The sequence below is a fragment of the Dactylosporangium sp. NPDC006015 genome (genome assembly GCF_040614215.1).
In the GTDB taxonomy this organism is placed as follows: domain Bacteria; phylum Actinomycetota; class Actinomycetes; order Mycobacteriales; family Micromonosporaceae; genus Dactylosporangium; species Dactylosporangium maewongense.
The window spans coordinates 20,464-32,277 of the sequence record NZ_JBEXUD010000036.1 but is presented as its reverse complement, the minus strand read 5'-3'; the positions used below and the strand labels follow the sequence as shown (position 1 = coordinate 32,277).

Sequence of the window (11,814 nt, the reverse complement as noted above, 5' to 3'; positions counted from 1 at the left end):
TAACTGGTGCCCGCCCCGGCGCGCAGGCACGATTCTCAGAGCGACCGGGCGATGACGAGGCGTTGGATCTGGTTGGTCCCCTCGAATATCTGCAGCACCTTGGCCTCTCGCATGTACCGCTCGACGGGGTGGTCCTGCACGTAGCCGGCCCCGCCGAGCACCTGGACGGCGTCGGTGGTGACGCGCATCGCAGTGTCGGTGCAGAACAGCTTCGCCATCGCGGCCTCCGCGCTGTGCGGGCGGCCGGCGTCGCGCAGTCTCGCCGCGGACAGGTACAGCGCCCGCGCCGCGGTGATCTGGGTGGCCATGTCGGCGAGCATGAACCCGACGCCCTGGAACTCCATGATCGGGCGGCCGAACTGCGCGCGGTCCTTGGCGTAGGCGACCGCGTAGTCGAGGGCGGCCTGGGCGACGCCGACGGCGCAGGCGGCGATGCCGAGCCGGCCGCCGTCCAGGGCGCTCAGCGCGATCTTGAACCCGCCTCCGGCCTCGCCGAGGAGCCGGTCGGCGGGCACGTGTGCGCCGTCGAGCACGATCTGCGCGACCGTGGAGGAGCGCAGGCCCATGGTCCGCTCGGGTGCCTGCGGCAGCAGCCCGGGGGTGCCGGCGTCGAGCAGCAGGCAGGAGATGCCTTCGGGGGTGCGGCAGAAGACGTCGTAGAAGTCGGCCTTGCCGCCGTGGGTGATCCAGGCCTTCGTGCCGTTGAGCGTGTACCCGTCGCCGTCGGGGTCGGCCCGGGTGGTGAGCGACGCCGCGTCGGATCCGCTCTGCGGCTCCGACAGGCAGTAGGCGCCGAGCAGCTCACCGCCGAGCATGTCGGGCAGGTGCCGTTTGCGCTGCGTCTCGGTGCCGTACGCGGCGGTCGGGTAGCAGGCGAGGCTGTGCACGGAGACGCCCTCGGCGACCGCCAGCCAGCGGGCCGCGATCTCCTCGAGGACCTGCAGGTACACCTCGTAGGGCTGGCCGCCGCCACCGTACTCGGCGTCGAACGGCAGCCCGAGCAGCCCGGCCCGGCCGAGCAGGCGGAACAGCTCGCGGGGGAACTGGCCGCGGGCCTCGAAGTCGTCGACGCGCGGCGCCAGCTCCCCGTCAGCGATCTCCCGCACGAGCCCGATGAGGTCCGCGGCCTCCTCGGTCGGCAGGATCCGCTCCACGGTGCTCACAGGATCACCAGCTCGGTCGGGATCGTGTTGAGCCGGTCGACGCCGCTGCTCGTACACACGACGATGTCCTCGATGCGGGCACCGTGCCGGCCGGAGAGGTAGATACCGGGCTCGATCGAGAACGCCATGCCCTCTTCGAGCGGGGTGTCGTTGCCGGCCACGATGTAGGGCTCCTCGTGCCCGTCCAGGCCGATGCCGTGGCCGGTGCGGTGCAGGAACGCCGGTCCGTAGCCGGCGGCCGCGATGAGGTCGCGGGCGACGGCGTCCACGGACTCGGCGGTGACCCCGGGCCGCACGGCGGCGACCGCGGCGCGCTGCGCCTCGAACAGCACCTGGTAGTACGCGGCGAACTCGGCGGGCGGCTCGCCGATGCAGTACGTGCGGGTCGAGTCGGAGCAGTAGCCGTCGGGCATGCGGCCGCCGATGTCGACGACGACGGGCTCACCCGCGGCGATCACCCGGTCGGAGGTGCCGTGGTGCGGGCTGGCGCCGTTGGGTCCGGCGGCGACGATCGTGAACTCGACGGTCGCGTGCCCGGCGGCGCGGATCGCGGCGGCGATGTCGGCGGCGACCTCGTTCTCGGTGCGGCCGGCCCGCAGCCACTGCCCCATCTGGGTGTGGACGGCGTCGATCGCCTGCCCGGCCCGGCGCAGCGCCTCGACCTCGCCGGGCGACTTGCGCACCCGCAGGGCGGCCAGGACGGCGCCGGCGAGGCGCTGCTCGGCGGACGGCAGCGCGGCGCGCAGAGCGAGGACCTGCTCGGCCCACATCCGGTTGCCGAGCCCGACCGCGTCGGCCTTGCCGATGGCGGCGCTCACCAGTTCGTACGGGTCCGAACCGTCCACGTGGTCGACGATCCGTACACCGTGGGGATCGGCTGCCTCGGCGGCCGGGCGCTCCAGGCGGGGCACGATCAGGGTCGGCTCGCCGTCGGCGGGCAGCACGAGCAGGGTGAGCCGCTCCAGCGCGTGCGCGTCGTAACCTGTGAGATACTGCAGGTCAGCGCTTGGTGGGATGAGGAGCGCGTCGAGTCCGGCCGCGGTGGCGGCGGACTGCGCGGCACGGAGTCGCTGTTCCTTCTGGGACACGTGTGCAAGCTTAACGTTCGTTTGGTTTCCGGGCGACAACCCGGAGTCGACACCAACGGATAGGTGTCGGTCGGGGACCTATGGCGTAGTCTGCAGTCGGAGCTTGAGTAAGGGCAGAGATCGTACGGACCGAGCGGTTCCCCGATCGAGACGAGCAGCGCATCGCATGAGCGCACGCAACGCGGCCATCGCTGGCGACCGGCGCAACGAGCCGTTCGTCCATGATGCGTTGGCGTACCGCGACGCCGCCACGTTCCTCGACGGCACGATGAACTTCATCTACGAGGGTGTCTCCCTCGGCGAGCCGGTCGCCGTCGCCGCGCCGCCGGCCAATGTGCAGCTGATCCGCGAGCGGCTCGGCGCGTTCGCCGAGGTCGTCGCGTTCACCGACATGCACGAGGCGGGCCGCAACCCGGGCCGGATCATCCCGTGGGTGCTGTCGAAGTTCATGGACGAGCACCCGGGCAAGCGGGTCCGCGTGATCGGCGAGCCGATCTGGCCCGGCCGCTCCGACGACGAGTACCCGGCCTGCGTCCAGCACGAGGCGATGATCAACGTGGCGTTCCAGGGCCGCGAGGCGTCGATCCTCTGCCCCTACGACACCAGCCGCCTCGACCCGTACATGGTCAAGGACGCCTACGCGACGCACCCGACGATGATCGAGGACGGCGCGCGGTCCGCCAGCGACGCGTACGACCCCTACGGCATCACCGAGGCCTACAACGTGCCGCTGTCGGAGCCCCCGTTCGGCGCCACGACGCTGCGCTTCGAGGTCGGCGGGCTGGTCAAGGTCCGCCGCGCCGTCGCCGAGATCGGCCTGGACGCGGAGCTGCCGCCGGACCGCATCGGCGACCTGCAGAGCGCGGTCAACGAGCTGGCCACCAACAGCATCATGCACGCCGGCGGCTCCGGCACGCTGCGCACCTGGCGCGACGAGGAGCGGGTGGTCTGCGAGGTCCGCGACTTCGGCCACCTCACCGACGTGATGGCCGGCCGGCTGCGACCCACCGGCGGCCGCGGCGGGCGCGGCCTCGTCATGGTCCACTACCTGGTCGACCTGGTCCAGCGACACACCAGCCAGACCGGCACCACCACCCGGGTGCACGTGCTTCGCTAGGCTGACTGGGTAGGCTGCTGCAGTGGCCCGACCTCTGCTGCTCGTCGACTCCGCCAGCCTCTACTTCCGCGCGTTCTTCGGCGTGCCCGAGAAGGCGGCCGTCGCCCCCGACGGCACCCCGGTCAACGCCGTCCGCGGTTTCCTGGACATGCTCTCGACCCTGGTCCGCGGCCGGCAGCCGGACCGGCTCGTCTGCGCCCTCGACGAGAGCTGGCGGCCGGCGTGGCGGGTGGCGCTGCTGCCGTCCTACAAGGCGCACCGGCTCACCCCCGCCGGCGGCGAGGAGGTCCCCGACGCCCTGTCGACGCAGGTGCCGATCATCCTGGAGTTCCTGGCGGCGCTCGGCATCACCGCCGTCGGCGCCCACGACTACGAGGCCGACGACGTCATCGGCACCCTCGCCACCCGCGAGCCCGGCCCGGTCGAGGTGGCCACCGGCGACCGCGACCTCTTCCAGCTCATCGACGACACCCGCGAGGTGACCGTCCTGTACTGCGGCCGCGGCGTCGCGAAGCTGGAGGTCCTCGACAACGCCGCCCTGCACGCCAAGTACGGGGTGCCCGCCGCCGGCTACGCCGACTTCGCCGCCCTGCGCGGCGACCCGTCCGACGGCCTGCCGGGCGTCGCGGGCGTCGGCGAGAAGACGGCCGCGCGCCTCGTCGACCGGTACGGTGACCTCGACGGCATCCTCGCCGCGCTCGACGACCCGGCCTCCGGCTTCGCCCCGGGGCTGCGCACGAAGATCGCCGCCGGCCGCGAGTACCTCACCGCCGCCCGCGACGTGGTGGCGGTCGCCCGCACCATCCCGCTCGGCGACGTCGACACCAAGCTGCCGTCCGCCCCCGCCGACCCCGACGCGCTGCTCGCCCTCGCCGAGCGCTGGGGCCTCGCCGGCGCCACCAAGCGCATCGTCGACGCCCTGGCGAGCTAGCCGCCGCTCAGGCTTCCCCGACGCGGACCGGGTCCACCTTCCAGATCTGCTCGCAGTACTCCCGCACGGTCCGGTCGGAGGAGAAGAAGCCGCACCGGGCCGTGTTGAGGATCGACATCCGCGTCCACCGGTCCGGATCCGTCCACGCCTCCGCGACCGTGTCCTGACAGTCCACATAGGACCGGTAGTCGGCGAGCGCCATGTACTCGTCGCGGCCCAGCATCGCGTCGACGACCGGAGCGAACACGTCGCGGTCGCCCTTCGCGAACGTGCCGGAGGCGATCGTGTCGACGGCGAGCCGCAGCTCGAAGTCCGCCTCGTAGAACGACCGCGGCGAGTACCCGGACCGGCGCAGCGCCGTCGCCGCCGGGGTGTCCATCCCGAACAGGAAGAAGTTGTCCGCGCCGACCCGGTCCCGGATCTCGATGTTCGCGCCGTCGAGGGTGCCGATGGTGAGCGCGCCGTTCAGGGCGAGCTTCATGTTGCCGGTGCCGGACGCCTCCTTGCCGGCCAGGGAGATCTGCTCGGACAGGTCGGCGGCCGGGATGATGAACTGCGCCTTCGTCACGTTGTAGTCCGCCGGGAACACCACCCGCAGATACCGGCTGACGACCGGGTCGGTGTTCACCACGCCGGCGACCGCGTTGACCAGCTCGATGAGCAGCTTCATCGCGTGGTAGCCCGGCGCCGCCTTCCCGCCGAAGAGCACCGTGCGCGGCACGTACGTCGCCTGCGGGTCGGCCCGGATCCGGTTCATCATCGTGATCACGTGCAGGAGCTTCAGCTGCTGCCGCTTGTACTCGTGGAACCGCTTGATCATCACGTCGCACAGCGCGTCGGGGTCGATGAGGACGCCCGTGGACCGCTCGACCGCGGCGGCGAGCCCGGCCTTGTTGTGCCGCTTCACGTCCCGCCACGCGGCGCGGAACGCGGGGTCGTCGGCGTGCGGGCCGAGCCCGTGCAGCCGCTCCAGGTCCGTCAGCCACCCCTCGTCGCCGAGCATCTCGGTGATCAGCTCCGACAGCGCCGGGTTGGCCATGCGCAGGAACCGCCGCGGCGTGACCCCGTTCGTCACGTTGTGGAACCGCTCCGGCCACAGCTGCGCGAAGTCGTGCAGCGTCGTGCCGGCCAGCAGCTTCGTGTGCAGCTCGGCGACCCCGTTGACGGCGGTGCTGCCGACGACCGCGAGGTGCGCCATCCGCACCCGCCGCTCGTCGCCCTCCTGGATGATCGACATGCGGCGCACGACGTCCTCGTCGCCCGGGTACGCCTGCCGCACCTCCTCCAGGAAGAAGTGGTTGATCGCGTAGACGATCTCCATGTGCCGCGGCAGGAGCCGCTCCAGCAGCTGCACCGGCCACGTCTCGAGCGCTTCCGGAAGCAGCGTGTGGCACGTGTAGTTGAACGTCCGGCGGGTGATCCCCCACGCCTCGTCCCAGCCGAGCCCGTGCTCGTCGACCAGCAGCCGCATCAGCTCGGTCACCGCCATCACCGGATGCGTGTCGTTGAGCTGGATCACGACCTTGTCGGCGAACCCCTCCCATCCGCTGTTGCGCAGCCGGTACCGCCGGATGATGTCTCTCAGCGAGCACGCCACCAGGAAGTACTGCTGCTTGAGCCGCAGCTCCCGCCCGGGCTCCGTGCTGTCGTCGGGGTACAGCACCTTGCTGATGTTCTCGGCCCTCACGATGTCGTCGACGGCCTCGACGTACTGCCCGACCCCGAACCTCGCCAGGTCGAACGACTCGCGGCTCGCCCTGGCCTGCCACAGCCGGATGATGTTGACGGTCTGCGTCCCGTACCCCGGCACGAGCATGTGGCTCGGCTCGCCCCTGACCGTCTCCCCCGGCGTCCACTTCCGCCGCAGGTTCTCCGGGTCCTTCGGGTCGGCCACGGTCGTGCCGTAGAACCCGACCAGCTGCCGGTCGTCGGGTGCGGGGAACTCCCACGGGTTGCCGTAGAACGTCCAGTCGTCGGGCCGCTCGACCTGCTTGCCGTCGCGGAACGTCTGCTTGAAGATGCCGAACTCGTACCGGATCCCATACCCGACCGCCGGGATGTCCAGCGTCGCCATGGAGTCCATCAGGCACGCGGCCAGCCGCCCCAGCCCGCCGTTGCCGAGCCCGGGCTCGACGTCGTACACCTCGAGCGCCTCCGGCGACACCCCGAGGTCCTCGGCGATCGGCCTGACCCACCGCTCCGTGTCCGTGTACAGCAGGTTCTGCCTGAGCTGCCGCCCCAGCAGGTACTCCGCCGACAGGTAGTACACGAACCGCGGATTGGCCGCGTAATGCGCCGCCGCCGTCCTCGCATACCTGTCCACCAGCCTGTCCCGCACGGTCACGGCCAGCGTGTGGTACCCGTCAGGCCCGCTCGCCGACTCGATCGTCGTCCCACGCTGGTAGTACAGGTTGGAGATCAGGTCCCGCTCGAACTCCTCGAGCGAGTCGCCAACAGTGCGCCTGGGTCGGGGCCGCGCCTCGGTCACCCGCCAAGTATCCGCCAGCCGCTCATCCCCGACCCACCGTCTCCCCAACTTTTTCTCCCCGTCCCCTCCCACCCCTCACCCGGCGCCCCGGAACCCCTCACGCCACCCCAGCCACACACGTCCTTCCGGATCACGCACACAACCCTGGTACCACCCAGTCCACCCCATGATCCGGAAGACTTCTGGTCGCCATAGCCACACAAACTCTTCCGGATCATGAGAATCACCCCACCAAGGACAGCTCTGGTCGCCCGGACGACCGCCACGCGACTTCGATCACCAAGGGAGGTGACAGCGGCGGTCACGCCAGCTCGCGTACGGCCAGAAGGGCGAGCGCAGACCTGACCGGCCGCCAGCCGCGGAAGGGCGGAGGCCGACGTCCAGATCGGGTCGGTGGTCATGGCAACGGGGCGATCGGCGGGACGGGAACGACGCTGCCGCCCGGACGGGGCGAGAAACGACCCGTCGAGCGGCAGCGGGAGGAAGAAGCGGCGGAAGGGAGCGGAGCGGTCAGCGGCCGCGTTGGCGGCGGGCGTCGGCGATGCCGTTGGCGGCGCGGGCGGAGAAGGCCTGGCCGGTGCCGGGGGCCGTCGGGCCCGCGGCGGAGCCGCCGCCGAAGACGGGGCCGGCCGTGGCGGAGCGGAGGGCGTCGCCGGCGGCGATCTTGTCGCGGACGGCGGCGGCCTCGGCCTGCTCGCGCTCCGAGGGGACGGCCATGACGGCGCTGGCGAGGGCGATGACCACGACCAGGACGAAGAGGACGATCGGGGCGAGGAACCAGTTGACGTCGACGCCGGGGACCGTGGCCAGGTTGTCGGTGGTGAGGTTGACGTGCATGGCCGCCATGCCGGTGTAGTGCATGCCGCAGACGGCGACGCCCATGACGGCCGCCGCGGCGATCGTCGCGGGGATGCCGCGGACCACGATGGTGAACCAGAGGGCGACGGTGGCGGCGACGACCGCGATCGCGTAGGACGCCAGGTACAGGTTGCTCTTGTAGTCGAAGGAGCCGTTGATCCGCATCGCGGCCATGCCGGTGTAGTGCATGAAGGCGACGGACACGCCGGTGATCGGGCCGCCGACGAGCACCTTCCACATGGCGGGCTTGCCGAGGCCGACGATGAAGAGCCCGAGGCCGACGGTGATGACGGCGATGAAGAAGCTCGCGACGGTGATCGGGACGTCGTAGCGCAGCGGGGAGCCGCTGACGCTGAAGCCGATCATCGCCATGAAGTGCATGACCCAGATGCCGGTGCCGCCGATGGCCCAAGCCGCGAGCACCAGCAGCCACGCCCGGCGGCGGGTGTCGGTGGCCGCCCGGGCTCTGGCGGTGCTCACCAGGCCGAGGAGGGAACCCAGGAACGACATCGCGTACGCGAAGATCGGGGTGATCAGCCCGTACGTGAAATGATGCAGCTCTCCCACGATGCTTCCTTCCGCGCCGGGACTGGCCCCCCGGCGAAAAGCATCATTGCGGATCCGAACGATTTTTTCTAATCCGCTCCGATGAAAACTCGGTGGGTGACTACGCGATGACGCTGTATGCGAGAACTCCTCGCGTCATGGCGGCCATCGCCTGCCTGGCGGTGCGCCGCACGGCGTCCGAGGCGCCCGGCGCTTCGGCGAGCTGGCCGAGCAGGTCGAGCACCTGGCGGGACCAGCGCACGAAGTCGCCCGCCGGCATGTCGCCCTCCAGTCCGTGCACGCTGCCGAGCACCTTCGTGAGGCTCTCGCCGCGGGCCCACCGGTACACCGGCCAGACGAAGCCGAGATCCAGCTCCCGGGTGAGCTGAAGACCCCGCGAGTCCTCGTCCTCGCGCAGCTCCGACCACAGCTTCAGGGTGGCGTCGATGGCCTCGGAGACGTCGCCGCGCGGGATGGAGGCGCGGTCGTCGGACTCGCGGCGGGCCTCGTACACCAGGACGCTGGCGGCGGCGGCGAGGTCGGCGGCGCCGAGCCTGTCCCAGACGCCGGTGCGCAGGCACTCGGCGACGAGCAGGTCGGTCTCGGACCAGATCCGGGCGAGCATCCGGCCGGCGTCGGTGACGGTGCCGGCGGCGGAGAGGTATTCGCGGTCGGTGAGCAGGCCACAGACACGGTCGAACGTGCGGGCGAGAGAGCCGGTGCGGTTGGCGACCTTGCCGCGCAGCGCCTCGGTGTCGCGCTCCAGGCGCCAGCGCCGCTCGGCCCAGCGGGCGTGCTCCTCCCGCTCCGGGCACTGGTGGCACGGGTGCCGGCGCATCGAGGCGCGCAGCTGGTCGAGCTCGTGGTCGTCGACGGCGGACGGGTTGCGGGACCGCCGCCCGCGGGGAGCCGGCTCCAGCGAGAGGCGGCGCAGCTGCGCGGCGAGGTCCCGGCGGTCCTGGGCCGAGCGGTAGTTGAACTGCTTCGGGACCCTGACCCGGCCGAGGGACTCGACGGCCGAAGTGAAGTCGGCGCCGGAGATCCGGCCGGCCCAGCGGTCCTCGGTGAGCACGAGCGGCCGGGGCTCGCCGAAACCACGCCCGCCGACGCCCGGGTCGATGATGATCGCGAGGCCCGCGCGGCGGCCGGTGGGCACCCGGACGACGTCGCCGGGGCGCAGCCGCTCCAGGGACTCCAGGGCGGCGGCGCGGCGCTGCTGGGCGCCCTGGCGGGCGATCGCCCGCTCCCGGTCGGCGATCGCGACCCGGTAGCCGAAGTACTCGTCGAAGTCGCCGAGGTGGCAGGCGGTCTCCGCGCCGTACGTGGCGATCGAGTCGACGTTGCGCTGCACCTGCCGGGCCAGCCCGACCACCGAGCGGTCCGCCTGGAACTGGGCGAACGAGCTCTCGAGCAGCTCGCGGGCGGCGGCGATGCCGACGCTGCCGACGAGGTTCACGGCCATGTTGTACGACGGCCGGAAGCTGGACTTCAGCGGATACGTCCGGGTGGACGCGAGCCCCGCCACGTGCCGCGGGTCGAGCTCCGGCGCCCACACGACGACGGCGTGGCCCTCCACGTCGATCCCGCGGCGCCCGGCGCGGCCGGTCAGCTGCGTGTACTCCCCCGGCGTCAGGTCGACGTGCGCCTCGCCGTTGTACTTGACCAGCCGCTCCAGGACCACGCACCGGGCGGGCATGTTGATGCCCAGCGCCAGGGTCTCCGTGGCGAAGACGGCCTTGACGAGGCCGCGGACGAACAGCTCCTCGACGACCTCCTTGAACGCGGGCAGCATCCCGGCGTGGTGCGCGGCGAGGCCCCGCTCGAGGCCGTCGAGCCACTCCCAGTACCCGAGGACCTGCAGGTCCTCGCTCGGGATGTGCTTGGTGCGCGACTCGACGATGGTCCGGATCTCGACCCGCTCGTCGGGCGCGGTGAGCCGCAGCCCGGCGGCGAGGCACTGCTGGACGGCGGCGTCGCAGCCGGCGCGGCTGAAGATGAACAGGATCGCCGGCAGCAGGCCCTCACGGTCCAGGCGCTCGACGATCTCGGGCCGGTAGGGGCCCTTGCGCCGGCCGCCCCGCTGGCCCGCCGTCATCTCGACCCGGCGGAGCATCTCCCGGTGGTACCGCAGCAGCTCCGGATGCACGTCGTGCTTCTGCGCGGCCTCGGCGTCGTGGAAGAGGTCGAACATCCGCCGCTCGATGAGCATGTGCTGCCACAGCGGCACGGGCCGGTGCTCGCTCACCACGACCGTGGTCTCGCCCCGCACGGTGACGAGCCAGTCGGCGAACTCCTCCGCGTTGGACACGGTCGCCGACAGCGAGACGAGGGTCACCGAGTCGGGCAGGTGGATGATCACCTCTTCCCACACGGCGCCGCGGAACCGGTCGGCGAGGTAGTGCACCTCGTCCATGACGACGTAGGAGAGGCCTTCGAGGGTCGCCGAGCCCGCGTACAGCATGTTGCGCAGGACCTCGGTGGTCATCACGACGACCGGGGCGTCACCGTTGATCGCGTTGTCGCCGGTGAGCAGGCCGACGCGCTCGGCGCCGTACCGCTGCACGAGGTCGTTGTACTTCTGGTTCGACAGCGCCTTGATCGGCGTCGTGTAGAAGCACTTGCGCCCCTGCCGCAGCGCCAGGTGGACGGCGAACTCCCCGACGACGGTCTTGCCGGCACCGGTCGGCGCGCACACCAGCACGCCCGTGCCGCGCTCCAGCGCGTCACAGGCCTCGGCCTGGAAGTCGTCGAGGGTGAAGTCCAGCTCATCGACGAACTCGGTCAGGGCAGGACGCTGAGCCCGCCTTTGCGCCGCTTCGTACCGCTCGGCGGGGGTGTTCATGACCCCAAGGCTAGGCGAAAGATGCCCGGATCCGCTCATGGGTATCGTGCTGGCGTGCCGGAAAGCGCTGAACCACCAAGTACATGGCGGCCCGTCGAGGCCGTGCTCCTGGACTTCCACGGGACGATCGCGCAGGTGGAGGACCCCGTCAGGTGGGTGACGGCGGCGGCTTCGAGCCTCGGCACCACCCTGGACCGTGGGAAGGCCACGGTCCTCGCCGACCGGCTGATGACGGCCGGGCGGGCCGGCGGGCCGAAGCCGCACCGCGTGCCGGCGCACCTCGCCGAGGTGTGGGCCGACCGGGACCTGTCCGTCGCCGCGCACCGGGCCGCATACGAAGGGCTGGCCGCGACCGTCGACGCCGACCTCGCCCAGGCCCTCTACGACCGGCTGCTCATCGCCGACGGCTGGCAGCTGTACGCCGACACCGTCCCGACCCTCCAGGCGCTGCGGGCGCGTGGCGTGCCGGTCGCGGTCGTCTCCAACATCGGCTTCGACCTGCGCGACCTGGCCGGTCAGCTGGGCTTCGCCGACCTGGTCGACGAGTTCGTCCTCTCGTACGAGGTGGGCCGCTGCAAACCGGATCCCGCCATCTTCTGGAAGGCCTGCGCGGCGCTGCGCACCGACCCGGAGCGGACCCTGATGGTGGGCGACTCGCCCGCCGACGCCGGCGCCGCCGCGGCGGGCTGCAGCGTCCTCGTCATCCCGGAGAGTGACCCGGGCAAAGTTCACGGCCTGGGCGCGGTGCTGCGCCTGCTTTAAACCTTGCGGCCGTTGGGCA

The 11,814-nt window shown here is 71.5% G+C and carries 8 protein-coding genes; 3 read left to right on the top strand and 5 right to left on the bottom strand.

Going from position 1 to position 11,814, the window contains the following annotated elements:
• Nucleotides 1-35 precede the first annotated feature (35 nt).
• On the bottom strand, nt 36-1,163 hold the full coding sequence (locus ABZ321_RS41940) for an acyl-CoA dehydrogenase family protein (RefSeq protein WP_344502202.1): 1,128 nt from the start codon (nt 1,161-1,163) through the stop codon (nt 36-38).
• A complete protein-coding gene (locus ABZ321_RS41935; protein ID WP_354901287.1) occupies nt 1,160-2,251 on the bottom strand; it encodes a Xaa-Pro peptidase family protein in 1,092 nt (363 codons plus the stop codon). Before ABZ321_RS41935 ends, ABZ321_RS41940 begins: the two co-directional genes overlap by 4 nt.
• Nucleotides 2,252-2,417: 166 nt before the next feature.
• On the opposite strand from ABZ321_RS41935, the gene ABZ321_RS41930 reads away from it, so the two are divergent.
• Together ABZ321_RS41930 and ABZ321_RS41925 are read left to right on the top strand one after the other, a co-directional pair.
• Complete coding sequence (locus ABZ321_RS41930) at nt 2,418-3,368, top strand: sensor histidine kinase (protein ID WP_354901285.1); 951 nt, start codon at nt 2,418-2,420, stop codon at nt 3,366-3,368.
• A gap of 22 nt (nt 3,369-3,390) precedes the next feature.
• Nucleotides 3,391-4,299: a 5'-3' exonuclease gene (locus ABZ321_RS41925; protein WP_344502198.1), complete on the top strand. Its 909-nt coding sequence runs from the start codon at nt 3,391-3,393 to the stop codon at nt 4,297-4,299.
• 7 nt (nt 4,300-4,306) lie between these two features.
• On the opposite strand, the gene ABZ321_RS41920 is transcribed toward ABZ321_RS41925, so the two are convergent.
• The 3 genes from ABZ321_RS41920 to ABZ321_RS41910 all read right to left on the bottom strand — a co-directional run bounded on the left by ABZ321_RS41920 (nt 4,307) and on the right by ABZ321_RS41910 (nt 11,033).
• A complete protein-coding gene (locus tag ABZ321_RS41920; RefSeq protein WP_344502197.1) occupies nt 4,307-6,787 on the bottom strand; it encodes a glycogen/starch/alpha-glucan phosphorylase in 2,481 nt (826 codons plus the stop codon).
• Nucleotides 6,788-7,297: 510 nt separating this feature from the next.
• Nucleotides 7,298-8,212 (bottom strand): MHYT domain-containing protein, encoded by a 915-nt coding sequence (locus tag ABZ321_RS41915; RefSeq protein WP_344502196.1) that lies wholly within the window; start codon nt 8,210-8,212, stop codon nt 7,298-7,300.
• 100 nt (nt 8,213-8,312) lie between these two features.
• Nucleotides 8,313-11,033, bottom strand: a complete 2,721-nt coding sequence (locus ABZ321_RS41910; protein WP_344502195.1) for a DEAD/DEAH box helicase — start codon at nt 11,031-11,033, stop codon at nt 8,313-8,315.
• A 21-nt stretch (nt 11,034-11,054) separates the two neighbouring features.
• Here ABZ321_RS41910 and ABZ321_RS41905 point away from each other — a divergent pair, with 21 nt between their 5' ends.
• Nucleotides 11,055-11,795 (top strand): HAD-IA family hydrolase, encoded by a 741-nt coding sequence (locus ABZ321_RS41905; protein WP_344502194.1) that lies wholly within the window; start codon nt 11,055-11,057, stop codon nt 11,793-11,795.
• The last annotated feature ends 19 nt before the right edge of the window (nt 11,796-11,814 follow it).

What these genes read in the sequence shown, in the direction of transcription:
- ABZ321_RS41930 (WP_354901285.1), top strand. Translation starts at nt 2,418, where the DNA reads ATGAGCGCACGCAACGCGGCCATCGCTGGCGACCGGCGCAACGAGCCG.
- ABZ321_RS41910 (WP_344502195.1), bottom strand. Translation starts at nt 11,033, where the DNA reads ATGAACACCCCCGCCGAGCGGTACGAAGCGGCGCAAAGGCGGGCTCAG.
- ABZ321_RS41905 (WP_344502194.1), top strand. Translation starts at nt 11,055, where the DNA reads ATGCCCGGATCCGCTCATGGGTATCGTGCTGGCGTGCCGGAAAGCGCT.